Annotated in this window: 22 protein-coding genes; 11 read left to right on the top strand and 11 right to left on the bottom strand. The window is 47.0% G+C overall.

Features of this window, described 5'->3' with window-relative positions:
• Window positions 1-15: 15 nt before the first annotated feature.
• Both ubiA and ABNS04_RS02700 read right to left on the bottom strand, forming a co-directional pair.
• Window positions 16-867: a 4-hydroxybenzoate octaprenyltransferase gene (gene ubiA, locus ABNS04_RS02695; RefSeq protein WP_006953839.1), complete on the bottom strand. Its 852-nt coding sequence runs from the start codon at window positions 865-867 to the stop codon at window positions 16-18.
• A gap of 8 nt (window positions 868-875) precedes the next feature.
• Complete coding sequence (locus ABNS04_RS02700) at window positions 876-1,418, bottom strand: chorismate lyase (RefSeq protein ID WP_006953838.1); 543 nt, start codon at window positions 1,416-1,418, stop codon at window positions 876-878.
• Between the two features lie 77 nt (window positions 1,419-1,495).
• On the opposite strand from ABNS04_RS02700, the gene ABNS04_RS02705 reads away from it, so the two are divergent.
• Complete coding sequence (locus tag ABNS04_RS02705; protein ID WP_006953837.1) at window positions 1,496-1,903, top strand: flagellar basal body-associated FliL family protein; 408 nt, start codon at window positions 1,496-1,498, stop codon at window positions 1,901-1,903.
• Here ABNS04_RS02705 and ABNS04_RS02710 read toward each other — a convergent pair.
• The 4 genes from ABNS04_RS02710 to ABNS04_RS02725 are packed head-to-tail and all read right to left on the bottom strand — an operon-like array spanning window position 1,897 to window position 5,271.
• Window positions 1,897-2,697, bottom strand: coding sequence for a rhomboid family intramembrane serine protease (locus ABNS04_RS02710; protein WP_006953836.1), 801 nt, complete (start codon window positions 2,695-2,697; stop codon window positions 1,897-1,899). The two genes, ABNS04_RS02705 and ABNS04_RS02710, sit on opposite strands and share 7 nt — an antisense overlap.
• A 4-nt stretch (window positions 2,698-2,701) precedes the next feature.
• A complete protein-coding gene (gene glpE, locus ABNS04_RS02715; RefSeq protein WP_006953835.1) occupies window positions 2,702-3,031 on the bottom strand; it encodes a thiosulfate sulfurtransferase GlpE in 330 nt (109 codons plus the stop codon).
• 2 nt (window positions 3,032-3,033) lie between these two features.
• Window positions 3,034-4,059: an L-threonine 3-dehydrogenase gene (gene tdh / locus ABNS04_RS02720; protein ID WP_006953834.1), complete on the bottom strand. Its 1,026-nt coding sequence runs from the start codon at window positions 4,057-4,059 to the stop codon at window positions 3,034-3,036.
• Between the two features lie 21 nt (window positions 4,060-4,080).
• A complete protein-coding gene (locus ABNS04_RS02725; protein WP_006953833.1) occupies window positions 4,081-5,271 on the bottom strand; it encodes a glycine C-acetyltransferase in 1,191 nt (396 codons plus the stop codon).
• A 155-nt stretch (window positions 5,272-5,426) separates the two neighbouring features.
• On the opposite strand from ABNS04_RS02725, the gene coaD reads away from it, so the two are divergent.
• Window positions 5,427-5,918, top strand: a complete 492-nt coding sequence (coaD, locus tag ABNS04_RS02730) for a pantetheine-phosphate adenylyltransferase (protein WP_006953832.1) — start codon at window positions 5,427-5,429, stop codon at window positions 5,916-5,918.
• A gap of 4 nt (window positions 5,919-5,922) precedes the next feature.
• Here coaD and ABNS04_RS02735 read toward each other — a convergent pair whose 3' ends face one another.
• Window positions 5,923-7,242, bottom strand: a complete 1,320-nt coding sequence (locus ABNS04_RS02735) for a sodium-dependent transporter (RefSeq protein ID WP_272978276.1) — start codon at window positions 7,240-7,242, stop codon at window positions 5,923-5,925.
• 207 nt (window positions 7,243-7,449) lie between these two features.
• Here ABNS04_RS02735 and pckA point away from each other — a divergent pair, with 207 nt between their 5' ends.
• From pckA to ABNS04_RS02750, 3 genes are all read left to right on the top strand, one after another.
• Complete coding sequence (gene pckA, locus ABNS04_RS02740; protein ID WP_272978275.1) at window positions 7,450-9,054, top strand: phosphoenolpyruvate carboxykinase (ATP); 1,605 nt, start codon at window positions 7,450-7,452, stop codon at window positions 9,052-9,054.
• A gap of 124 nt (window positions 9,055-9,178) precedes the next feature.
• Window positions 9,179-10,126, top strand: a complete 948-nt coding sequence (locus ABNS04_RS02745; RefSeq protein WP_272978274.1) for an ATP-binding cassette domain-containing protein — start codon at window positions 9,179-9,181, stop codon at window positions 10,124-10,126.
• Window positions 10,113-11,309 (top strand): ABC transporter permease, encoded by a 1,197-nt coding sequence (locus tag ABNS04_RS02750; RefSeq protein WP_272978273.1) that lies wholly within the window; start codon window positions 10,113-10,115, stop codon window positions 11,307-11,309. The genes ABNS04_RS02745 and ABNS04_RS02750 overlap by 14 nt, the downstream gene beginning before the upstream one ends.
• Window positions 11,310-11,363: 54 nt before the next feature.
• Here ABNS04_RS02750 and ABNS04_RS02755 read toward each other — a convergent pair whose 3' ends face one another.
• Together ABNS04_RS02755 and fabR are read right to left on the bottom strand one after the other, a co-directional pair.
• The gene (locus ABNS04_RS02755) at window positions 11,364-13,382 is read right to left on the bottom strand and encodes a S9 family peptidase (protein WP_272978272.1); all 2,019 of its coding nucleotides are present in this window, start codon (window positions 13,380-13,382) and stop codon (window positions 11,364-11,366) included.
• A 28-nt stretch (window positions 13,383-13,410) separates the two neighbouring features.
• On the bottom strand, window positions 13,411-14,040 hold the full coding sequence (gene fabR, locus ABNS04_RS02760; RefSeq protein ID WP_348671179.1) for an HTH-type transcriptional repressor FabR: 630 nt from the start codon (window positions 14,038-14,040) through the stop codon (window positions 13,411-13,413).
• 178 nt (window positions 14,041-14,218) lie between these two features.
• On the opposite strand from fabR, the gene ABNS04_RS02765 reads away from it, so the two are divergent.
• The 3 genes from ABNS04_RS02765 to ABNS04_RS02775 are packed head-to-tail and all read left to right on the top strand — an operon-like array spanning window position 14,219 to window position 16,421.
• A complete protein-coding gene (locus ABNS04_RS02765; protein ID WP_272978271.1) occupies window positions 14,219-15,352 on the top strand; it encodes a fatty acid desaturase in 1,134 nt (377 codons plus the stop codon).
• Between the two features lie 57 nt (window positions 15,353-15,409).
• Window positions 15,410-15,712, top strand: coding sequence for a flagellar basal body rod C-terminal domain-containing protein (locus ABNS04_RS02770; RefSeq protein WP_006953822.1), 303 nt, complete (start codon window positions 15,410-15,412; stop codon window positions 15,710-15,712).
• Between the two features lie 7 nt (window positions 15,713-15,719).
• Complete coding sequence (locus ABNS04_RS02775; RefSeq protein ID WP_272978270.1) at window positions 15,720-16,421, top strand: putative metalloprotease CJM1_0395 family protein; 702 nt, start codon at window positions 15,720-15,722, stop codon at window positions 16,419-16,421.
• Here the strand turns inward: ABNS04_RS02775 and ABNS04_RS02780 are convergent.
• Complete coding sequence (locus ABNS04_RS02780) at window positions 16,418-18,724, bottom strand: Tex family protein (protein WP_272978269.1); 2,307 nt, start codon at window positions 18,722-18,724, stop codon at window positions 16,418-16,420. The genes ABNS04_RS02775 and ABNS04_RS02780 overlap by 4 nt on opposite strands.
• Window positions 18,725-18,758: 34 nt before the next feature.
• Window positions 18,759-19,268, bottom strand: coding sequence for a transcription elongation factor GreB (greB, locus tag ABNS04_RS02785; protein ID WP_006953819.1), 510 nt, complete (start codon window positions 19,266-19,268; stop codon window positions 18,759-18,761).
• Between the two features lie 97 nt (window positions 19,269-19,365).
• Here greB and ABNS04_RS02790 point away from each other — a divergent pair, with 97 nt between their 5' ends.
• The 3 genes from ABNS04_RS02790 to ABNS04_RS02800 are packed head-to-tail and all read left to right on the top strand — an operon-like array spanning window position 19,366 to window position 26,153.
• Window positions 19,366-21,912: an EAL domain-containing protein gene (locus tag ABNS04_RS02790; protein ID WP_272978268.1), complete on the top strand. Its 2,547-nt coding sequence runs from the start codon at window positions 19,366-19,368 to the stop codon at window positions 21,910-21,912.
• Between the two features lie 40 nt (window positions 21,913-21,952).
• Window positions 21,953-22,954 carry an efflux RND transporter periplasmic adaptor subunit gene (locus ABNS04_RS02795; RefSeq protein ID WP_348671180.1) on the top strand — a complete coding sequence of 334 codons (1,002 nt, stop codon included), beginning with the start codon at window positions 21,953-21,955 and terminating at the stop codon, window positions 22,952-22,954.
• Window positions 22,947-26,153: an efflux RND transporter permease subunit gene (locus ABNS04_RS02800; protein WP_272978449.1), complete on the top strand. Its 3,207-nt coding sequence runs from the start codon at window positions 22,947-22,949 to the stop codon at window positions 26,151-26,153. The genes ABNS04_RS02795 and ABNS04_RS02800 overlap by 8 nt, the downstream gene beginning before the upstream one ends.
• Window positions 26,154-26,216: the final 63 nt, after the last annotated feature.

Below are 26,216 nucleotides of genomic sequence, written 5' to 3' on the forward strand. Positions count from 1 at the left end.
CATCCGCTCGACTCATTAATACCAGTAGTGAAGCGCAAGGCTGACGCCAATAACCATTCCAATGTAGTGATTATGCAGAAAGGCTTGGAAACAGGCCTTAGGTGCTCGTTCTCGTATCATCCAATGTTGATAACTAAACAGACAAGCGGCGGCTATGAGACCGAGCCAAGCGTACCACTGCACATTGAGGTGATGCCAAACCACGGCGAGAATAATTAAAGTCACAACCTGCAAGACAGCGATAATGAGTCTATCGTAACGACCGAACAGGATGGCTGTACTTTTTATGCCTACTTTGAGGTCATCTGCTCGATCCGCCATAGCGTACTCGGTATCGTAGGCAATGGTCCAAACGATATTAGCAATAAATAAGCCACCCGCAAGCCACCATTGATCGCTATTCAGCGCACTAAATGCCATCAAAATACCGAAGCTAAACGCGATACCTAACACGACTTGAGGAAGTTGTGTCCAGCGTTTGCAAAATGGATAGAGAGATGCCACACCGGCTGCGGCAAAAGCCAGCATAATGGTTTGTGTATTAAACTGAAGCACCAGCAGAAATGCGAGTATCAAAAGTCCAAAGAATAACAGGATGGCCTCGGTGCTGTTGACCTCACCGGCAGCAAGAGGGCGTAATTTTGTGCGCTCCACATGACCATCAAGATTACGGTCTGCGAAGTCATTAATCACACAGCCTGCTGAGCGCATTAAAAATGTACCTAACATAAATATGACCACGATTTTGAGGGGTGGATTACCGTCACCGGCAATAAGAAGTGCCCATAACGTTGGCCATGCGAGCAAATAAGTACCAATAGGACGGTCAGCGCGCATTAAACGCCAATAGCTGTTAAGTTTATTCATTGATTACCTCAGTATATCGGTACAGGGCTTAAGAAAAACTCGCTTACTAAAACACTTTGTCCCTGGGTTTCGAACAGGCTCCGTCGTCCCCAAAGAGGGCCTTTTTGCTGGTAAAAGTGCTGATTAATTTCGTTGATACCATGGTTTAAGGGTAGTTGAGTAACTTCAAAAGTCGAGCGAGTTAAATCGGGCTGGTTAAATAATGACTGACCTAACGACTGTGTCCCGAGCTCACCCAAATTAAGGTTATGCCGGTCTGCCGCCGATATAGGAAAAACGCTACGAGCGAATACGAATGGACGCTCGTCTAGAGTGAGTAGTACTTCCCGAACAACAAAAAGAGTTTGCTGTGGAAACTTTGAACGTTCATTGGCAAAGGGTGATGCCGCAGTTTGACCGATGAGTTCCACCGCAAAAGAGCCTGGTAACGAACGTAACTTGGCTGTAAGTGAACTCTCGTCTAGTAACCAATCTCGGACGGTTGGCTCTAGTTGGATATCGGAGGCACGCTGCCAACAACAAGGTTCGGTACTGAGAAATTCAATAGACATAGTGATTGGTGCTCATGATATTCTTTGGCTATCATACCAAAGCCACTGCCGTTAAACATTATAAAGGCTAATGAATTATGACCTTGCAACGTTGGTTGTTCAGCATTTTGTTACTTTTCAGTCTTACGCTATTCTCGGCAAGCGCCGCGCGAGCTCAGGATGTCGCTTACTATGGATTTGAGCCAGATATCATTACAAATTTTATTAAGGATAAAGAAGAGTATCGACTTGGCTTTATTCGGGTTGCTGTAGAGGTCATGGTCGATAATCCACAAAATGTGAGCGTGGTAGAGCATCACGCTCCATTGTTGAGAGATGCTTTTATTCAGATCCTAAGTACAGCGAGTGAACAGCAAATCAGAACAATGACGGGCAGAGATCAGTTGCGACTTAAGTGTTTTGAACAAGCACAGCGATTGATGGCGAAGGAGACCGGCAGTACGGTGATCAAGCAAGTCATTTTCACGAAATATATTTATCAATAGCGCGGTTTGGGCGTGAGTTTGCGAACGGTGATCCCTGCAATGCAACCTGCTATCAGCCCAGCTAGGTGAGCTTCGTTTGCCACGTTGACCCAGAGTACATTGGTGTAGCCAAGTATCAGCCAACCCAGCATAAATAGAATGAGTGCAGGTGGCAGTTTAAGTGGAGTATTGCGCTGCCCACTATATAGCCAACAAAAACCCAATAAACCGTAAACCACACCAGACATCCCGCCAAAATTAGGGCCACTTACCTGAAATTGAATCACGTTAGCACTGACAGCGGTAAGTACGAACAAGGCAAACAACCAACGTGTCCCTAAATAGACCTCTATCCGACCACCTAAATACCACCACCAAAATAAGTTAAAAACGATGTGGGTAGCGGAAAAGTGAAGAAAGGCGGGCGTTATAAATCGCCAAGGGGCATCGAGCGGGAGCTGAGAAAAGCTATCACTAATGATAAAGTAACGAACAAAAGTATCACCGCCCGCCATAATGCCTATAAACATAAGCACGCAAACCACGGCAATGATGCGGGTTAACCAACCTGTATTTTTCATCAGGTCATTTAGCAATTCACGATTTTTTGTCTGTTCACGAACCGCAATGATGTCTGGGTCAGCCTTAAACTCGTCTATAAGTTGGCGAGCCCGTGCCTCGTAACTGCTTTGATGCAGTAACAAATCTAGTTTGCCATTTCGCTCACTCACACTGACAGGGATACCTTGGCTACGAAGCCACGCATATAACTGCTGAAGGTAAGGACCATCCTGAGTTGTGAGTAAGCGTTTCATTAATTTAGCCCTGCTCGACCGCTTCTGGGTAGGCCGTTTGCCAAGCGGTAAAGCCGCCATCCATGCTACTCACTTGCGTGAGGCCTTGCGATTCCAGCACCAGCGCGGCTTGTTGACTGCTTATACCGTGGTAACACACAACAATGACCTGCGTGTCTTTATCGGTATTCGCTAAGAAGTCACTGATATTGTCGTTGTTGAGTGGTTGTGCATTGGGGATATGACCCGCTTGAAAGGATTGCGGATCTCTAATATCAACGAACACAGGAGAGGCATCCGAAGCCCATGCTTGGTGGGCTTCTACCAATGAAATATGACGAACAGACTGAGTCATCGTTAGTCCCAATTAAGAATAACTTTACCGGACTGACCCGAAACCATGGTTTCGAACCCTTCCTCGTAGTCATCAACTGACATTTGATGGGTCAATATAGGTGAAATATCTAAGCCTGATTGCAGCAAACTGGCCATTTTGTACCAAGTTTCAAACATTTCACGACCATAGATACCTTTAATGACCAGTCCCTTAAAGATAACTTCGTTCCAGTCAATGGCAACGTTTTCAGGTGGAATTCCTAACATTGCCACCTTACCGCCATGGTTCATCGTCGCGAGCATTTGCGAGAATGCTGACGGTACACCGGACATCTCTAGCCCAACGTCAAAGCCTTCTTTCATGCCCAGCTCTGACATAACGTCTTTGAGACTCTCTTCAGCCACGTTAACGGCACGAGTTACACCCATCTTTTTGGCTAGCTCAAGTCGGTACTCATTCACATCGGTGATCACTACATGACGTGCCCCGACATGGCGAGCCACTGCCGCCGCCATAATACCGATAGGACCTGCGCCGGTAATCAGAACATCCTCGCCAACGAGATCAAAGGCAAGGGCGGTATGTACCGCATTACCCAAAGGATCCATGATGGCCGCCATATCGTCGGTGACGTCGTCCGGCAACTTAAATGCGTTGTCAGCCGGGATAACGAGGTACTCGGCAAAGGCACCAGGGCGGTTGACCCCAACACCATAGGTATTGCGGCACAAATGACGGCGTCCAGCACGACAGTTGCGGCAGTGACCACAGGTAATATGCCCTTCACCGGATACACGATCACCGACTTCAAAGCCGCGCACGCCATCACCCATGGCGGCTACTTCACCCACGTATTCGTGGCCTACAACCATAGGCACTGGAATCGTTTTTTGTGACCAATCGTCCCATTTATAAATGTGAACATCGGTACCGCAAATCGCGGTTTTCTTAATTTTGATGAGTACGTCGTTATAACCAAATTCCGGCTTCTCGACGTCGGTCATCCAAATACCCGGCTTTGAATGCAGTTTCGCTAGTGCTTTCATAATCAGTCCCCAGACTCGGCGTTAAATAACGCCGAGCTCTTTACCAATACGTGTGAATGCTTCAATAGTGCGGTCAAGTTGTTCGCGTGTGTGTGCCGCAGACATTTGCGTACGGATACGCGCTTTGCCCTTAGGTACGACAGGGAACGAGAATCCGATGACATAGATACCTTCTTCGAGCAAACGATCAGCCATTTCAGAAGCAAGGCGAGCGTCGCCAATCATGACCGGAATAATCGCATGGTCAGCACCGCTGAGGGTAAAGCCCGCCGCTTCCATTTCGGTTCTGAAATAGGTTGCGTTATTCCAGAGTCGTTCACGTAATTCGTTACCCTGTTCAAGCATTTCAAGTACTTTGATGGATGCTTGAACGATAGCCGGTGCTACCGAGTTAGAGAATAAATAAGGACGCGAACGCTGACGTAACCAATCGATCACTTCCTTTTTGCCCGATGTGTAACCACCGGAAGCACCGCCTAAAGCTTTACCCAACGTTCCGGTGATGATATCAACGCGACCCAAAACGTCGCAGTATTCATGGGTACCTTTACCATTAGCGCCTAAGAAGCCAGTTGCGTGGCAGTCATCCATCATCACCAAGGCGTCATATTTATCTGCTAAGTCACAGATACCTTTAAGATCGGCAATAACACCGTCCATCGAGAATACACCGTCGGTCGCAATCAACTTAAAACGTGCGCCATCAGCATCGGCTTGTTTAAGTTGTTGTTCAAGGTCATCAAGGTTATTGTTTTTATAGCGGTAGCGTTTCGCTTTACTAAGACGGATGCCATCAATAATGCTGGCGTGGTTTAACTCATCGCTGATAATAGCGTCCTCTGGGCCCATCAAGGTCTCAAATAGACCCCCATTGGCGTCAAAACACGAAGAATAAAGAATCGTGTCTTCGGTACCCAGAAAGTCACTCAGTTTAGTTTCCAGTGTTTTGTGAATATCTTGCGTACCACAAATAAAACGCACCGACGCAGTACCAAAGCCGTGTTCATCAAGACCTTGCTTAGCCGCTTTAATTAGGTCCGGATGATTGGCAAGGCCTAAGTAATTGTTGGCACAAAAGTTCAACACTTGTTGGCCATTAACGGTAATTTCAGAACTTTGATCAGAAGTGATAATACGTTCTTTTTTGTACAGACCGTCTGATTTGGTCTGTTCGAGTTGCTCATTAAGGTGCTGATAAAAATTTGTGTTCATTACGAAATCCTGTTCAGTCATTTGGCTTTCTTAACATTACCCTGTATTTTACGCATGTTCACTGAAAGCCGCATCCCTAATTTGCAAAAGCTATAAAGATGAGCCAGTTTTGAGGATGTACTGTAAAGTTTGCACAACGTTAAAACGAGGAACCTATGCATCGTAGAGCTATTTACCCTGGCACTTTTGATCCCATAACCAATGGCCACGCCGACCTTATCGAGCGCGCTGCAAGCCTGTTCAGTGAGATCATCGTCGGTGTAGCGGAAAGTCCAAGTAAGAAGCCGTTATTTAGCTTGCAAGAACGGGTACTATTAGCTCAACAAGTGACTGAGAAGTTGGACAATGTGCGTGTGGTGGGTTTTTCAGGACTGTTAGTTAATTTTGCTAAGGACCATGATGCATCGGTATTGATTCGTGGCTTGCGCGCGGTCTCGGATTTTGAGTACGAATTCCAACTTGCCAATATGAATCGACGACTATTCCCCGAGCTGGAAAGTGTGTTTTTAACACCCGCTGAAGAAAACTCCTTTATTTCGTCGACTCTAGTTAAAGAAGTTGCTTTGCATGGCGGCGACGTTGGCGAGTTTGTGGATGGGCGTGTGGCTGAGGCGCTGCAACAAAAATTTGCTGGACAACGCCCTTAATCAGCTAAGCAATCGCGCTTTGGTAAAAAACCAGCCCCATTAAGACTGGGCAAATATACCGTAAGTGCCAACGTAGTAATCGGTAGCGCAAGCCCTGCGCTGCCAGCGCTGTAACATGGTTACTACGTTTCCAGAACCACCCAACAACCAGCAAGTAAAACAATCCCGACAGCGGTAATTGGAATTGGGTTACAGCGGTAACTACCCAGCCAAACAGCGGCTCAAACCAAAGCACCAAGGATAGTGCGAGCAACGCGATTACGAGCATGGCAATGGCAACGGCGACTGGGCGAGGTAAGTCGTGCTCTTCTAATAAATAAGAGACGGGCACCTCAGCCTGAGCCATAGTCGATGTGAGTGCCGCGATGCTGAGTAAAATAAAGAAGCCAAAGCCAACCCATAAACCGGCAAAGCCCATACTGCCGAACAGCTCCGGTAAAACAGCGAATATCAGCTGTCCCTCACCAATAAACTGGTTACCTTGTTCAACGGAAACGCCCAATTTAATAGCCACAAATAATGCAGGAATAATCAGCAAGCCTGCTAAAAATGCGACCAACGTATCTAACGCGGCTACAGATAAACTTAAACGACCCAACTGTGCTCCGGGGCGCAAATACGATCCGTAAATCATCATGCCACCCAAGCCAATCGATAAAGAGAAGAATGCCTGACCCATGGCGGCGATATAGATATCGGGATCAGTGAATTGTTCAACCTCTGGGATCAGATAGGTTTTAAAACCTTCACCCGCACCCGGTAAACTGGCTATGTAAACGATGAGCCCGACTAATAGAACAACCAGAAGCGGCATCAAGCGTTTTGACCAGAGTTCGATACCTTGTTCGACACCTTTAAGTACGACGGATGCGGTGAGAACCAAAAACACCGAAGTAAAAACTAAATCGCGTACCATGCTGCCGGTAAGTAAAAATTCAGCAACGCCTGACAAGCCCATGGCTGTGGCAAGATAGCCTAGTGCGTGAACTAACATCCAACCGGCAACGATGTGATAGAAACTTAACATTAAACATGAGCCAATGACGTTGAGTAGTCCCATCGTCCCACCAACAGGGCGCATGCGTCCTTCGCTAAGTTGTTTGAGCGAGCGAACAGGGTTGGCTTGGGCATGATGACCAATCAGCATTTCGCTATAAAGCGCGGGAATAGCAAGGACAAAAATCACACACAAATAAACCAGCAAAAAAGCGCCGCCACCATGGTTAGCAACCTGGGTTGGAAACCCCCAAATGTTACCTAAACCAACAGCCGATCCTGCTGCTGCCAGCACAAATCCGATTCTTGACTTAAATGAGTCACGCATAAGGACAAAACAACTTTAGTTAAATATTAAGTAAAAGAGGGGGCATTCTAACGGACTGAGAAAATTTTGCCCTATCTTTTTTTGTCAATTAAAGGTAACATTCGCGACCAAATTTTATGCTTGTGGCGAGTGCGTAAAGGGATTAATGCGTGTGCCGCAAGAAGTAACGTTCGTTTAATGCAAGACCGTATCTCAGGAGCCCTTGTCATGCCAAATTTGGATCTGAGCCGCTACGGCATCAATGATGTCCAAGAAGTTGTTCATAACCCCTCTTATGATGTGTTATTTGAGGAAGAAACTCGCAATGACCTGCATGGTTTTGAAAAAGGAACCGTGACCAAGCTCGGTGCCGTTGCAGTCGACACGGGTATCTTTACCGGTCGTTCACCAAAAGATAAATACATCGTTAAAGATGACACGACACGGGACACTGTATGGTGGGCAGATCAAGGCAAAAATGACAACAAGGCGATGTCACAAGAAACTTGGACCCACTTAAAAGGATTAGTGACTAACCAGCTATCAAACAAGCGTTTGTTCGTCGTTGATACGTATTGTGGTGCTAATGAAGATACACGCTTAGCGGTGCGCTTTATTACTGAGGTGGCGTGGCAAGCGCATTTTGTGAAGAATATGTTTATCCGTCCTTCAGGCGAAGAGTTAGAAACGTTTGAGCCTGACTTTGTGGTGATGAACGGAGCAAAATGCATTAATCCAGATTGGCAAGAGCAAGGTCTCAACTCAGAAAATTTCGTGGCGTTTAACCTGACCGAAAAAATTCAGTTAATCGGCGGTACATGGTATGGCGGTGAGATGAAGAAAGGTATGTTCTCGATGATGAACTACTTCTTGCCGCTACAAGGCATGGCCTCTATGCACTGCTCGGCTAACGTGGGCAAAGACGGTGATGTGGCAGTGTTCTTCGGTTTATCGGGAACGGGCAAAACAACATTGTCGACCGATCCAAAGCGCGCCCTTATCGGTGATGATGAGCACGGTTGGGATGACGATGGCGTATTTAACTTCGAAGGCGGTTGTTATGCGAAAACGATCAACCTGTCGAAAGAAGCGGAACCTGATATTTATAATGCCATTCGTCGCGATGCGTTATTAGAAAACGTGACCGTGCGCGAAGATGGCAGCGTTGATTTTGATGACAATAGCAAAACCGAGAATACGCGCGTTTCTTATCCTATTTATCACATCGATAATATCGTTAAACCTGTTTCAAAAGCGGGCCACGCGAAGAAAGTGATTTTCCTAACTGCCGATGCGTTTGGCGTGTTGCCGCCAGTATCGAAACTCACTAAAGAGCAGGCGCAGTATCACTTTTTATCGGGCTTTACGGCTAAATTGGCGGGTACTGAACGTGGTGTTACGGAACCTACGCCAACGTTTTCAAGCTGTTTTGGCGCGGCTTTTTTGACATTGCATCCTACCCAATACGCTGAAGTATTAGTAAAACGTATGGAAGCAGCTGGCGCCGAGGCATATTTGGTAAATACCGGCTGGAATGGTACTGGTAAACGTATCTCGATTAAAGCGACGCGCGCGATCATCGATGCCATTCTCGACGGCTCAATTGAAGATGCTGAATTCCATGAGTTGCCATACTTCAACTTGGCTATGCCAACTGAATTGGCGGGTGTTGAAGATAGCGCTATCCTCGATCCACGTAATACTTACGAGGATGCAGAAGACTGGAACTTAAAAGCGAAAGATCTCGCGCAGCGTTTTGTAGCGAACTTTGAGAAGTTCACTGATACAGAAAACGGCAAAGCGTTAGTCGCTGCAGGACCGAGTGTTAAGTAAACACGCAACTTACAAATTGAAACAAAATAAAAACCCGCAACGGCTGTTGCGGGTTTTTTTTGCTCTGTAATATATACTCAATTGGTTACTTAATTTTTACATTTATCTAAACGCTGCGAGAATCATGAATATACAAATAACAAACCTAACCAAGCGTTATAAAACCGTCACCGCGGTTGACAATATATCGCTTACGGTCAACTCAGGTGAAATATACGCATTGCTCGGACCCAACGGCGCCGGCAAATCATCTTTAGTGCGTATGTTGGTGGGTTTGACCCAAGCTGACGAGGGCAGTATTGAAATTTCCGATGCTAGCGGTCCTCGTCCTCAGCTCAGCCCTGAGGACTTTGCTTATCTACCCGAAGACCGAGGGTTATATCAAGATCGAACGATTGTGGATAATCTGGGTTTTATTGCCGAACTACGAGGTCTGGATAAATCATTGGCGCAGCAGCGCATTGACCAATGGTTGGATTACTTTGACCTTACTGAACGCAAAAAGGAGCCCATGCGACAGCTTTCTAAAGGTAACCAACAAAAAGTTCAGTTGATCGCGACATTGATACACGATCCCGATTTGGTCATTTTAGATGAGCCATTTTCAGGTCTTGACCCGGTCAACCAAGAACATGTGATGAATGTGTTAACCGATTTGAAGCAAAGGGGGAAAACGGTATTACTGAGTGCTCATCAAATGGCATTAGTGGAACGTCTTGCGGATAAGATGTTGTTAATGTCACATGGTCGCGCACTAGCGCAGGGTACGTTGGCGGAAATTCGCGCCAAACTTCAGCCTCAGCGGGTTTATCGTATCGAATGTGACGCTGAAGTGGCTCGCAACCAATGGGGTCAGCACGAGGCAATCGTTGATGTGTCTGTGGTCGACACCGATCTAGCGCATGTGACGGTGGACCCTTATGTTGATGTTCAGCATTTATGGCCTGAGTTAAATCAGCATGTACCCATGCGCAGCTTCTCACCGCTACAGCTTGGATTGCATGAGTTGTATCTCAACACCATTGAGCAAAACAATAACAAATCAAAGGATGTTCAGCATGAGTCTGCTTAGTAGCAAAGTATCGAAAATCGCATGGTGGGAATTCCGCCGCTTTTTTAAATGGAAGCAGGAGCTCATTTCGATAGGCTTACTGGTTGTCATTATGGCAGTGAGTACAGGCTGGGGAGCTATCAGCGCAGTATTTGAAGAGCAATATAATGGCGCTATTTACTTTGAACAACGCGCGGATCCCGGCGGCTATGAAGCACCTAAAGATATTACTCTGCGTGACGCCGGTTCGATGGAGGTTGAGAAGTGGAAGTCGCAGCTACCGGAAACGCTCGATGTCGTGGTGATCGTGCATCCTGATAACACAGCGACACTGCGCGTACATAAACGCGACGACTGGCAGAGCGATTTAACCAACTCACTACAAAACTACTTACAAACGTTACGCGTTGCCGGATTAGAGCTTACCGATGAACAGCGCAGAGTCCTTGACTCTAAACCCGAAGTAACGCTTGATATTGCGCAAGTCGACGTTGATGAGTCGGCAACTGATGACGAAGGGAGTAGCGAGCTGGGAATGTTCTTAGGTATTGGCATCTCTGTCGGCGTATTTACCGGTTTTGGTTTGATGATGATGTCGATTACGGCGGAGAAACAGCAGCGAGTGACTGAGCAACTACTAACGATTATTTCGCCACGCGAGTGGATGGATGGGAAAATTGTTGGGATCACCTTACACAGTTTGAAGGCGATGGTATTCATTGGTTTATTCTTTGGCGCTATAGCACTGCTTGCTGCAAGCTTTAGTAGCGAGGGTTCCATAAGTTTTACTTTTGATCCCTTTGTTGTGATCGCATCGTTTGTGTTTGTGTTGCTCGGCTTACTGATGATTAATGCAATGCTGGCAGGTTTCTCGGCCACGATTGATGATCCCAACCATTCATCACGTAGCTCATTTATGCTTATCCCGTTATTGCCGATATTCCTAAGTTTCAGCGTTGTCGATAGTCCAGACGGTACGCTCGCACAAATTATGAGTATTTTACCCGTTTCATCATTCATGATGATGCCCGCGCGTTTGGCACAAACTGATGTAGCGTGGTGGCAAATAGGCCTCAGTTTAGCGTTGTTAGTGGTCAGTCTTATCTGGATGCGGAACGTTGCGAATCGTTTGTTTACGATGGGAATACAATTCTATGGTAAAGAGCCCAGTTGGAAAGATATTTGGAATGCTATACGAGGTTAATACTTAAACTAAAAAGACGCCGCAGAATGCGGCGTCTTTTATGAGACTCAAGACTTACTTGATTTGCTTAATATGGTCGATAGCAAAAGGTGGCTTTTCTTCTGCTTGCTCGACTAAGAATGAGTCCATCCAACGCATCAGACGAATACTGTAATCGAGTTGCGCCGCCATATGACGGTTACCATGTCCTTCTCCTGGGTATAACACCAAGCGGACGGGCACATTGCCATGCGTCTTAAGGTAACGATAAAGCTCCATTGACTGCGAAGGATGCACACGGGTGTCTTCCTTACCGTGCATAATAAGGATAGGCGTGCGCGCTTTTTCCGCATGATAAATGGGTGAACGCTCGAGGTACCACTGCCATTTGTCCCACGGATAGCTGCGAGCGTGTACCGCGTTCATTTCTTTGGCAATATCGGTCGTACCAAACTTAGAGAGGTTATCGCTGATACCAACAAACATAACGCTTGCGGCAAAGTGTTCAGTTTGAGCGGTCGCGCCCCAAGCCGAAGCATAACCACCGTAAGAGCCACCCGTTATCCCAACGCGAGTCTCGTCAGCTAGACCCATATCGACCAGATGCTGCTTGCCATCAACAATATCGTCAAACTCTTTTCCTGCGTAGTCATTTTGGCTGAGTTTAGAGAACTCAACACCACGGCCTGTGCTGCCACGGTAATTAGGGAAGAATAACGCATAGCCTTGTGCGGCAGCATGTTTCACCGGCGATGAATAACGATCCAGCCAGCCATTAGAATAATGTGACTCAGGACCTCCATGAATAACCATAATCAAAGGGTATTTTTCACCTTCTTGATAGTCAGTTGGATAAACAAGGATTCCTTCGAGCTCAAGACCATCGCGTGCTTTATAAGTGATCGTTTCCTGCTTAGGCATCGTCACTTCTTCTAACCATGGATTAGAAACGGTTAAACGGTCTAAACCACGCGAGGTCAACTCAAATGCTTCATTCGGATGGGCAGGGCGGTTGCCTCGTAACACAATTTTATCCACGCCAGCAGAGCCGTCTAAACCGGTAAAGATCGCTTCACCCGCGTCAATCAAGTCGCGATTCTCCAGGAACTGCAGGGTTAAGGCTTTGACTTCTGATTCGGTGCCCCGGTGACCTAGCCAAACTAACTCCTGCTCAGTACGCCAGGTAAAGTCTTGAATTGAACCTTGGTAATCGGGTAATACACGACGGATGGTAGCGTTTTGCGTATTGTATACCTTGAGTACGCTGGCTGATGGGTCGTTGTAATCAGCGGCACTGATCAATGCAACATACTGACCGTTTGGTGAAAATTCAGCTTTGCCCAGCTTTCCTTCAGTAGGAATACTCGCAACAGTCTCACCCTTTGAAGACATGATGTGGTACTGACTGCTCATGTAGTAGTCATCAATCAACGGCGTGGGTGCAGTACGCACCAGCAGTTGTTCGTCGTTTGGACTCCATTGAGCAGAGATGACCTGAACATCATCAGCCGTCACTTGCTTGGCTTCTGCATCGGCTTGGCTCAAGTCGACTTGGTATAAATGACGGAAGGTAAGATCCTCTTCATAGACTTCTGCTTTGAAACCGTACTCAGCCTCTTTTTTGGCGTCCTTATCGCGACTACCCGTTGATAGAAAAATCAATGACTGGCCATCTGAACTTAAATCATAGGCTGTGATTGAACCATCGAATTCGTAAACAGATTGGACGCCACCACCTGCGAGCGGGATACGATAGAGTTCGCTGTAATCATCGCCATCTCGCTTAGCGGTAAAATAAATATATTCGCTGTTAGGACCGAACTCAACGTCAGAAAAAGACTCTTCTTTGCTTAAATAAACCGTTTCTTTGCCGTTCGCGGTGCGAATAACTAACTCAGTTTTACCGCTGTCTTCTTTATCGGTATACGGGCGCGCAGGGTAATATTTGGTAATAGCCGTGAATTGACCGTTAGGTGACAAATTAACATCGACAACTGATTGTGCAGTCACGGTTTCCATTAGTGTCATATCGCGAGCTTGGCCAGTGACGGCTAAGCCAAGCAAGCTGACAACTCCGAGCGTTCTCGCTATCATGGTGTTCTCCAGTTAAGGTTGTTGTAATTTATTCTACTCTAGCACGTCGAGTGGCTTCTGCACCGCGAGCGACAAGACGCACTTGTTGTATTGTTTGCTCCGCTATTCGTAAGCGTTGTGTATTATCGACGTCGAAACAGTCAGCGCCTGCACTAAATACGATTTTTACGATTGCATCCGATTGCAGATCGGCGAGCGCAGCGTTGAAGCCCTGTTCATCGCGTAAATACTCGATAAGTTCAGCTTTGAAGTGTTCTAGTTCACGCTCAACTGCCTTACGGAACTCGCGGGAGCGACCTGTTCGCTCTTGTAATAGCAGTCGAAAAATAGCCGTATTATCAGCTACAAACTGCATGAAGGTCTCGATTGAAACACGAATAATCGAGCCACCCTTATCAATACGTTGTCGCGCTTGTCGGAGCAGTTGTCGAAGAGTCAAGCCACACTCGTCGACCAGAGTGAGTCCGAGCTCATCCATGTTACGGAAATGCCGATAAAATGAGGTCGGTGCGATACCGGCTTCGCGTGCAACCTCACGCAAACTCAGACTCGAAAAACCAGTTTCCGCGCTTAATTGATTCATCGCTGCGTTAATGAGAGCACGCCTTGTTTTCTCTTTTTGTTGCGCGCGCACACCAATCGATTGAGATTTTGCCAAAATTTTTTCCAAAACTGTGCTTTATATCTGATTCAAGATAATAACATAGCTTTAAAGACAATCATCGCTTGAGTTTTTTTATTAAAGAAGTAGAATTCAGCGTACAAGTGTTAGCTGATCAGTCAAAAGGATCAAAAAATGCTTGGCGTGGTAAGAATTAACTAAATGTGAGTTACGAATGAATTCGATTAATGCAAAACCCCCAATCATCTGGTTAAACGTTTGGGTGTTCGCAATCACCTTCGCTATTGCAGCGATCGGTGTACCTGTTTATGCCTATGTACATGGCATTGATTCCAGTCTTTGGTGGGCAATGATAGGAACCGCCTGTTTTGCAGGCATCTCGATCACCGCCGGTTATCACCGCTTATGGTCCCACAAGGCCTATAAAGCGCACCCTATTGTGCGTTTCCTGTTCGCAATTGGTGGTGCCGTTGCGTTGCAAAATAGTGTGCTGCACTGGTCGAGTGACCATCGTGTACACCACACACATGTCGACGATAATGACAAAGACCCCTACTCAGCGAAACGTGGTTTTTGGTATTCGCACATTGGCTGGATGCTACGTGAGTATCAAGCCAGTCGCTATAGTGATTACAACAACGTTAAAGATTTACAAGAAGATCCGATTGTCATGTGGCAACACAAGCACTATCTGTCACTCACCTTACTCACTAACTTTGGTTGGCCACTATTATTTGGCTGGATGGTGGGTGATGTGCTAGGTGGCTTATTGGTTGTCGGCGTATTGCGTCTTGTACTGAATCACCATACGACGTTCTTTATTAATTCGCTTGCCCACATTTGGGGCTCGCAACCGTATACTGATAAAAATACTGCGCGCGATAATGGTGTGCTCGCCTTCTTGACCTTTGGCGAGGGTTATCATAACTATCATCATATTTTTTCGGCAGATTATCGAAATGGCATCCGTTGGTATCAATTCGACCCAACCAAGTGGTTGATTCGTGGGTTATCCTACGCGAAGCTGACGAGTGACTTGAAGCGTACGTCGGGGTATCAGATTGAGCGGGCGAAATTGACGATGCAGCTGACGCGAGCGTCGAAAAAGGCGAAGTCGGCGCCTCAAGTGTTGATTGATAGCGCACACGAGCATTATCAGCAAATGGCGACCTGTTTACGCGAGTATTATCAAACTCGCAAAAAGTTGCTAGATGCTAAAGCTAAGCAACTGAAAGAGCAGGTACATTTTGACGGCTTACAAGATCGTATTGATGAGCTTAAACAGAATCTTGATGAGCAACAGCGTCATTGGCGTTCGTTATTATCAGAAATAAAGCGTTACGCTTGATATTGAGCAAAAAGTAAACAATAATGAGCACTGCTTGGGTTTTTTCGAGGAGTGCTCATGGAAATTAGCAACGTACTTTCAGCTGGCATGCAAGGCATGCAACGTTCAAGTCAGCAAGTGACTGAAGCAAGCGCTGAACTTGCCGATCCCCAACAAACGAATCAGCGGTGGCAACAGAGTGCTGCAGATGTAGCGTCTGGTTCGGAAACCGCGAGTGAAACACTTAATAGTGTCCCCGCCAATACGGCAACCGATGCCCTCGTCTCGCTAAAGCAAGGGCAGCAAAGCTTTGAAGCCAACACGAAAAGTGTGCAAACCGCTGATGAAATGTTGGGTACAATGATAGACACTAAGGTGTGATCATTTTTTGAATATCTCACCTGCACTGCCATCTTTTCCTCCTTTATCTCCGCCAGCCAGAGAGCAATTAGCAGGAGACAACCAACAGCGTCCCGCGGTTACTCAACCTGAACCGACTCAAGGTGAGCATGGTACCGAGTCACAGGCTGAGGGTAAGCGTGATGATGTCCAGCAAGGGGTAAATCAACGCTCAAGTCATGAAGAGATTCAGGCGCTTGAAGAACTGCAGCGACTGGAGCGACGAGACCAAGAAGTCCGAGTGCACGAGCAGGCGCATGCGGCCATAGGAGGTCGTTATGCTGGCGCCCCTAGCTATGAATACGAGCGCGACAGTAATGGAAAGTCCTACGCTGTCGCCGGAGAGGTTCAGATTGATGTCAGCGTCGTCGAAGGCAACCCACAAGCAACCATCGAAAAAATGGCGGTTGTAAGGCGTGCTGCACTTGCACCTGCACAACCGTCTAGCGCTGATAGGGCTATTGCGGCTGAGGCTTCACAAAAAGAGGCTCAAGCACGCGCGGAATTGAATCAACAAGACTCAAAACCTAAATCGTCGCGTCAAACAGAGCCGAGTACAGAGGCAGAAGATAAAGACTCTGACGAAGAGAAATCAGTTGCAGCGTCTGAAACAACGCAACGTGTGGTTGAGGCTAAGTATCAGAAAGCAACGAGCCCGAGTGTAGGCTCGGGCTTTCAAGTTGTTGCCTAACCTTTTTTTGCTTTGGCAAAGGCATCTGCAAACGCACTGCCCATTGCGGAGGATGCGTTGTCGACAGGCTTTTTCTTCGGCTTAGAAGGTGCACCCGACTTATTCTTTGAAGTCGGTTTTTTCACGGGCGCAGGCTGGTCATCCTTACGCATGCTCAAGCCGATACGTTTTCTATCGATATCGACCTCGACGACGCGCACGGTAACAATGTCACCCGCTTTGACGATATCTCGTGGATCACTGACAAAGGTATCAGCAAGTGCAGAAATATGTACCAGACCGTCCTGATGCACACCGATATCAACAAACGCACCAAAATTAGCGACATTTGTTACAACACCCTCTAACGTCATGCCTGGCTCGAGATCTGAAACCTTTTCAACCCCTTCTTTGAACTGTGCTGTTTTGAATTCAGGGCGAGGATCGCGTCCCGGCTTTTCGAGTTCACGCACGATATCCCGCAACGTTGGTAAGCCCACGGTATCGGTGACAAAGGCATTTAGATCGAGTTGCTCTATTGCTGACTTGTTACCAACGAGCTGGTCAAGTGCAATGCCTGCTTTGTCAGCCATCGCCTCAACAATGTGATAAGACTCTGGGTGGACAGCCGAGGCGTCGAGTAGGTGCTCGCCTTCATTTATGCGCATGAAGCCGGCACTTTGTTCGAACGCTTTAGGACCCATGCGAGGTACGTCCATTAAAATTTTACGAGAAGAAAAGGCACCATGCATGTCACGAAACTCGACGATATTTTTCGCTAACGTTTTCGACAGACCTGCAACACGTTGCAGCAACGCTGCTGAAGCACGGTTAACGTCGACGCCGACAGCGTTTACGCAGTCCTCTACAACGGCATCAAGACTTTGCGCGAGTTGAGCTTGGCTCACGTCATGTTGATACTGACCAACACCAATTGATTTGGGCTCTATTTTTACTAACTCTGCAAGAGGGTCTTGTAAACGGCGGGCGATCGAGACAGCGCCACGCAGTGCAACATCCATCTCAGGAAACTCTTGTGCAGCAAGTTCGGAGGCAGAATAAACGGAAGCGCCCGCCTCATTGACCATCACTTTAGTCGCTTTCACGTCAGCGTTCCCTTTTAGCATCTCTGCGACTAAGCTATCGGTCTCACGAGAGTGAGTGCCGTTACCTATACTGATCAGTTCGACTTTGTGTTGCTTGCATAGCCCAGCAAGTGTGCGTATCGCTTTATCTTTTTGATTTTGTGGCTGGAAAGGAAACACCGTATTTGTATCGAGCACTTTGCCCGTTTCATCGACGACAGCGACTTTAATACCTGTTCTAACGCCTGGGTCGAGTCCCATGGTGCGTTTCGCTCCAGCGGGTGCTGCCATGAGTAGATCCGCTAAGTTATTAGCAAACACTTGAATCGCCGCGGTTTCGGCCTGTTCACGCACGCGCGCCATGAGTTCGGTTTCTAAGTGGAGTGATAGTTTGACCTTCCATGTCCACTGTACGACTTGACCACGCCAAGCATCAGCGGGGCGACGTTGATCAGAAAAGCCGACAAAATCGGCAATCATCTGCTCAACCTCAGCATCTTTTTGTGTTTCCAACGTGGGTGCAGGATCTAACGATAGTTGTAAGATACCCTCATTGCGTCCGCGAAATAACGCAAGGGCGCGATGAGATGGTATATGGTTAAAGGCTTCAGTAAAGTCAAAATAGTCTCTGAACTTACTGCCTTCAGTCTCTTTGCCTTTAACCACTTGCGCGCGCAAATGAGCGTGCGTCCATAGATGGTTTCTGAGCTGCTTTAGCAATTCGGCTTGCTCCGAGAACCGTTCCATCAGAATGGCTCTCGCACCATCTAAGGCGTCTTTCGCGTCATTAATTTTGTGTTCTGCATTAAGAAACTCGGTAGCGGTCTCATCGGGCGTTAAGTCGGGATTCTGCCAAAGTTTATCGGCTAGAGGCTCTAGGCCTGCTTCAATCGCAATTTGGCCTTTAGTTCGACGCTTCGGTTTGTAGGGTAAATACAGGTCTTCAAGTTCAGTTTTGGTTTCCGCGGCATTAATTTTTGCCGCCAGATCGTTACTGAGCTTTCCTTGCTCTTCGACTGATCGAAGGATTACGCCCCGACGTTCCTCAAGCTCTGTTAGGTAATTCAACCTTTGATGCGCTTGGCGTAACTGAGTGTCGTCGAGACCACCCGTAAGCTCTTTCCGATAACGCGCAATAAACGGGATGGTCGCGCCTTCATCAAGTAATTTGATGACGGCAGCAATTTGCTTTTGTTGCACATTAAGTTCTTGCGCGATTTGCAGACTAATTCGTTCCATAAGGTGCTCTACTTCTCAATCCAACGGACCTTTATTAGTTCGGGGCTTTATTGTCGCCGCACGACTCATCAAAGGCATGATATTGTATTTTGTTGATGAACCAACATTGTTCGCCTTTCGGGGTCACAACAGTGACTTCATCATCAACATGTTTTTTTAAAAGTGCTCTTGCCATTGGCGCATCGATAGACACAACGTCTTTCGAATCATAGATTTCATCCGGACCAACGATCTGAAAACGACGGATTGTACCTTGCTCGTCCTCTATCTCAACAAATGCGCCAAAAAATACTTGCCCGTCTTGTTGAGGTGAATAGTCAACCACTTTGAGTTGGTCAAGACGTTTTGTCAGGTAGCGAATACGACTGTCTATCCGGCGTAATTTTTGTTTGTTGTATTTATAATCGGCGTTTTCGCTTCGATCGCCAAGGCTTGCCGCCCACGACACTTTTTCCACAGTTTCGCGCCGCTCTACTCGCCATAGTTGGTTGAGTTCCCGTTGCAACATATCAAAGCCACGTCGAGTGATAAGATTGGTTTTCATAATTATTTAATGAATGTTATATATAGATTAATAAGTATGCACGCTGCCTGTAGATGCGTGTTGTCATCCGACCTAATCTTTAGCAAAGGACCATCAGTTGCGCAGAGTACTTACGTTTCTTATTGGCCTCAGTTTATACGTTCCGGCAAGTGATGTCTTTGCTGATTCCGTAAAGCATCTGAAAGTTGGGGTGTACGACAATCCGCCCAAGCTTATGCTAACAGAAGAGGGTAACATCTCAGGTATTTTGGGTGACTTACTCGTTCAGATTAGTCAGCAACAGGACTGGCAATTGACACCTGTGAGGTGTCGATTCGCCGACTGCTTAGCGCTACTTGAAGCCGGACACATTGATATTTTGCCTGACGTGGCGATGACGCCCTCACGTAAACAATTCATTTCGACCCATAGTGAACCCGCGTTGCTTAGTTGGTCAAAAATATACACTCGGTCGGGTGCCAATATTCGCGATATTTTTGATCTCGAAAATAAACGGATTGCCGTCGTAGAAGATTCGGTTCAGCAAAGCTATTTGACAGATATCGCCACGGGGTTTGATACACCGCTTATCTTAGTACCCGTGGAAAGCTTCGAGAAAGGCTTTGAACAGGTACTAAATGCAGAAGTGGATGCGGTGGCGAGCAACCAATTTTTTGGTGACAACTATGTGATGGATAAGGCGCTCGATAGCACGCCAATCGTATTTATGCCGACTGAGCTTTACTACGCTGTACCGAAAGGTCAACACCGAGATGTACTGAGGGTGATAGACAGCAGACTCAAATCGTTAAAAGCGAATAGTAAATCAGCGTACTATCAGATACTGGATCAGTACGCGCCTACGGCAAGCTTTATCAAGTTACCCAACTGGATATGGTACATAATAGCCGCACTCCTGTTATCCACGGTCGGGTTTATTATCTTCAACCGTATGTTGACACGCCGCGTCGCTGACAAAACACGTCAGTTGGCGGTGAGTGAAAAGCGACTTGAAGTCATTCTCAATAGTGTTGATGGCTGTATCTTTATCAAAGATCTTGATCTTAAATATCAATACGCAAACCAACGTTGTGCCGATTTATTGCAGATCCCGGTCGAGCAAATCTATGGATGCAATGATTACGAGCTGTTTGCAGAACCGCTGGCAGACTTTTTAACTGAAAAGGACCGTCATGTTCTTCGCACACGCAAACGGCTCGCGTATCAAGAGCAACATGTTGATCCAAAAACCGGCGAAGAACGCTTGCTCTGGTCGGTTAAAGTGCCCCTTATCGGACCTGACGGACATTTGAATGGTCTTTGTGGTATCGCTACCGACGTGTCCGAGTACGAGGCGCTAAAATCACAGGTGAATAAGCTTGCGAAGTTCGATGCTCTGACCAATTTAGGCAATCGCCAAACGTTAATCGAGCATTTATCCGACCGTTATTCAAAACACTCTTCGAAATCTACCGACTGGCTCATGTTCATTGATATTGATCAGTTTAAGACATTTAATGACCGTTACGGTCACGACATTGGTGACCAACTATTAAAGCAAGTAGGTGAACGTATCAGGTCTCACTGCCGCGCTGGGGAATTTGTTGGTCGCTTAGGAGCCGATGAGTTTTATTGCCTGAGCCAAACGCTGGGTCATCAATATCGCCTAAGCGGGTTTGATGAGTGGCTCAATCAACTTGAAGTTAAACTCGGTGCGCCATTCGTAGTGGATGACACTCAACTTTTTGTCTCTTTTAGTTTCGGAGTTGTTCGCCTGGCCGATTGCAAGGACTACATTGAGGCCATGAAAGCCGCTGATTTATCGGTTCAGCATGCGAAAGTTTCAGGTGGAGCGTGTATTAGATTCTTTAATGAAGATATGCAGCAAGAGTTTAATCAGCGTCAGTTGCTTCTTGACGCGTTAAAAAGCGCAATAACACACGAGCAGTTGACCCTTCATTACCAACCCCAATATTTACATAACGGTGAAGGACCTGCACGTTGTATTGGTTTTGAAGCCTTACTCAGGTGGTATGACGACGAGCATGGGCAAGTATCTCCCGCTGATTTTATTCCGCTTGCGGAGTCTAATGGCTTAATGTCACAGCTTCATTTTGTTGTTATGAACCAAGTGATGGCTGACATGGATAACCTGTCGACGTGCTTTGATCATGATGATTGGATAGTGGCGATAAATGTGAGCGCAAGCCAGTTAAGAGCGAGTGATTTCTTAAGCGATCTGCAGCACCGCGTTGCTACTGAACCTCGACTTGCTCGTCATCTCGAACTGGAAGTTACGGAAAGCGTATTGATTGAGGATATTGATGGAATTGCTCAACTGATGAGAGAGATATCGTCAATCGGTATTCAGTTTGCTCTTGATGACTTCGGTACGGGGTATTCCTCTCTGATTTATCTCAAGTTATTGCCGCTTAGACGGTTGAAAATTGACCAAGGTTTTGTCAAAGATCTCTTGTCAGATCGCAGTGATGAGGCGATTGTTAAGACAGTAATTGCTTTGGCAGATGGCCTAGGCTTAGAAACTATTGCTGAAGGCGTAGAAACTAAAGCACAGCAACAAAGACTCGTGGCAATGGGCTGTAAGCAACTCCAAGGTTACTATCTAGGACGACCTGAGCCGCTAGCGCATTGGCGAAAAGACTGATATTATCATTATATCTAAAAACATATTGTAAGAGGTTGAAATGACCAGCCTACGTTTCGTCTTGATAGTGTCTACGCTATTTTTGAGCTTCACTACTGTCGCCCAGCAATCGATAGAAGCGATCGCAACACAGCAGCCCGAGTGGCTAAAATTAAATGGCGTTGTCGAAGCGACGCAGCGCTCCACGGTTTCTGCACAAACAGCGGGAACTGTTGTAGAGCTGCCTTATGATGTCGACGATATGGTGCCACAAGGCGAGCTGATAGTACGACTAGAGGACTCAGAACAACGAGCGCGCTTGCAACAACGTGAAGCCGGGTTATCCAGTGCTGAAGCGACACTGAGCCAGACTCGGAAGCAATATGAACGTGTGCAGCAACTATTTGAGCAGGATGTCGCGTCCACCTCGGAGTTAGATCAGGCCAAAACCGCACTTGATCGAGCTCAATCAGCTGTAAAGCAAGCTAAGGCAGCGGTTGAAGAAGCGCAAAAACAACTCTCTTATACTCGGGTAAAAGCGCCCTATGCCGGCATCGTGACGGATCGTTGGGTTGAATTGGGCGAGTCGGTACAACCAGGGCAGCGTTTGATCACTGGTTTATCACTCGAACAACTCCGTGTCGTGGTTGAGGTGCCTCAGCAGTTTAATGCCACAGCCAGAAATTTCTCGACTGCAAAAATTGCCTTGGGCGACGGCGCGTTTATCGACGCAAATCAATTGACGTTTTTTCCCTACGCTGAACTGCCTAGCCATAGTTTTAGACTACGTATGATGATGCCATCACAAGGCCTGCGTGTATTACCCGGTTCTGCGGTTGATGTATGGTTAAAAATAGGTGAACGCACCGTTATTGAAGTTCCCCGGTCGGCCGTGCGTATCGACGGCGAGTTGCGAGCGGTCTACGTAATGGATAGCGAAAAAGGTCCTCAATTAAGACAAGTGTACACTGGACGTGTGGATCAGCAACAGGTTGAGATTCAAGCCGGGCTCAAGGCGGGCGAACGTGTGCTAGAAGATTGGAGTCAGATCCATTATGAGTAACGCTGATTCTCTCGGTCCGTCGGGCCATATAGCCCGTATTTTTCAGCATTCTCAGCTGACACCACTGATTATCTTATTAGCTGTTGTATTGGGCGTTATCGCTGTTTGGGTGACGCCGAAAGAGGAGGAACCGCAGATTGATGTGACGATGGCGGATGTCATGGTGGCATTCCCGGGGGCGAGTCGACAGCAAGTCGAGAGTCTGATTACCACTCCTGGAGAACAAGTTCTCAGCGAAATGTCCGATGTCGAGCATGTTTACTCGGTTGCTAGCCCGGGGATGGGTATTCTGACTGTTCAATTTGAGGTTGGACTGTCGCGACAGCAAGCTTTAGTGCGCTTGTATAATAAAGTGCAGTCAAATGCCGATTGGTTTCCTACGCAGTTAGGTATTGGACAACCTATCATTAAACCGAAAGGCATTGATGACGTGCCGATTATGACGCTGACTTTGCGTGGGAAGGATTCGGTAAAAAGCGCTCAATCATTAACAGCAATCGCACACCGCCTTGAAATCGCGCTTAAGCAGATCCCTGGCACTCGCGACATAAGAACGCTTGGCAGCGTAGCCCGGTCAGTCAACTTAACCATTCAACCTGCTGCGTTAGCGCGCTACAAGGTATCGATTGAGTCGTTACAGCAAGCCTTACAGCAGAGCAATATGGTCAGCGTAGAGCAACGTATTGTAGCCAACGGTCAGTCGATTCCATTACAAGTAGGCCAGCCACTGAGTTCAATCGAAGACTTAAAACAGGTTGTTGTCGCCACTTATGATAATGCGCCCGTATATTTGAGTGATGTTGCAGATGTGAGTGACTCGGATGTGCAAGTCCATCATTCAGTACTGAGCTCAGGAGGGTCGGTCGATGCACCCGCAGTCACAATCACAGTTGCCAAAAAACCGGGTGAAAATGCAATCGATGTAGCAGAATCGGTTAAATCAAGTTTGGATAAGTTGCAAAACCGACTGATTCCGGCAGATGTCGATGTACAAATTACCCGAAACTATGGGCAAACCGCAGCTGAAAAGTCCACTAAGCTGATTACTGATCTTATTTCGGCAACCGTCTCAGTGATTGTGCTTGTACTATTGACCATGGGCTGGCGCCAATCGTTAATTGTTGGTGTTGTCGTCCTAGTGACGCTGTTGTTTACTCTGGTTTTTAGCTGGTTTTGGGGCTTCACTCTTAACCGGGTATCTTTGTTCGCACTGATATTCTCAATCGGCATTTTAGTCGATGATGGTATTGTCATCACCGAGAATATTCACCGTCGCTTGGGGCTTTCAAAACAGCCGGCTAAGACGTTAATTCCACAAGCTGTAGATGAAGTGGGCTCACCAACTATCATGGCAACGTTAACGATCATTGCAGCGTTATTACCAATGGCGTTTGTTTCAGGGTTGATGGGTCCATATATGAGCCCGATACCGATTAATGCATCCGCCGGTATGGTTTTCTCCCAGTTGATGGCATTCATCGTTGCACCATGGTTAGCACTGCGTCTGTTAAAGAGCCAGCGTCATGACAACAATAATACGTCCGACCCAGAGGATGGTGCACCCGATAAAGTTTTAAATGTGTTTAATCGCGTGTTAGGTGCATTTATAGGTTCGCAATATCGCAAACGACGTTTTTTCTTGGGATTAGGTATTTTCGGGCTGTTAATAGGAAGTATTCTTTTGCCTGTCAATCAGGCGGTGATCCTTAAGATGCTTCCCTTTGACAATAAGTCTGAACTTCAGATTGTATTAGATATGCCCGAGTCAAGCTCAGCGCTTGAGACTCAGCGAGTACTGGGCGAAATGACAGATTTTTTAGATACTGTCGATGAAGTCGAGGGTTGGCAACGCTACGCTGGCACCGCAAGTCCTATCAACTTCAATGGTTTGGTACGCCAATATTATTTACGCAGCGCACCCTATCAAGGTGATATACAGGTTCAGCTACAGCATAAGTCAGACCGTGAACGTGATTCACATACTATCGCCTTAGCTATCCGGAATACGTTGACAGAGATTGCTGAGCATAATGGCGGTCGTGTCAAAGTGGTCGAAGTGCCACCGGGGCCACCGGTTTTCGCACCCATTGTAGCGGAGATCTACGGTGGCACGATGGCCGCTCAAGCGGCGCTGGCAGAAAAACTGACTCAGTTGATGCAGGGTGTACCGGGTGTTGTTGATGTCGATAGTTCGATAACTGAGTCGGCTCCTAAATGGCAATTGACCATTGATCGTGACGCCGCGGCCAAAGCGGGGCTGTCACAAGCGAACGCAGCGCAAACGGTAGAAACGCTGAGTGGCGGAAAACCAGCCGGCTATTTAAATGATCCCTACGCGAAGTATGCCGTACCGATTTGGCTGCAACTACCATCGGAAATGCGAGCGAGTCAAAACGACTGGTTGAGCCTGCCTATTGTCAGCCGAGCAGGTGATTCGATTCCCCTGAGTAGCTTTGCGCAATTTGAACAGCAGCAATGGCAAGGTAGTATCTACCACAAAGATTTGCGACCCGTAACTTATGTGCAGGGTAATATGGCTGGCGAAACGGATTCGCCGATTTACGGTATGCTAGCCATCGCCGATCAGGTGTCTAAGCTGGAGAACGCGCCCGAGCAATATTTTATTAATGAGCCGAGTGCCGAAGGCCCAGTCGCCATCAAATGGGAAGGTGAATGGCAAATTACCTATGAAACCTTTCGCGACATGGGCATCGCCTACAGTGTTGGCATATTTATGATTTTTGTTCTGCTCGTGGCACAATTCCGATCTTATTTGATGCCTTTGGTGATCATGTCTCCAATACCACTGACTTTAGTCGGAATTCTGCCGGGTCACTGGTTACTGGATAAAGAGTTCACCGCCACATCAATGATTGGCATGATTGCGTTAGCAGGTATTATTGTGCGTAATTCAATTCTGATTGTGGTCTTTATTCGACAGCGTATTGCCCGCGGTATGGCATTGGAAAAGGCGGTTGTGCTCGCAGGAGCTGTAAGGTTAAAGCCGATTGCTTTAACAGCGATATCAGCCATGGTGGGGGCTTACTTTATCCTGAGTGACCCTATCTTTAATGGCCTAGCGATATCGCTCATCTTTGGACTTGCTGTATCAACGTTACTGACATTAGTGGTCGTGCCTTTACTTTATTATGCACTCTACCCTTGGCTTGCAGACAGCCGCTCTTTGGCGCAAGATTGACACATTTGTTAACACACGCGAGCTTCATTAGTGATGGATCTCGCGCTATCTTAACAGTCTAGA

It is taken from the genome of uncultured Idiomarina sp. (genome assembly GCF_964010655.1).
Classification (GTDB): domain Bacteria; phylum Pseudomonadota; class Gammaproteobacteria; order Enterobacterales; family Alteromonadaceae; genus Idiomarina; species Idiomarina baltica.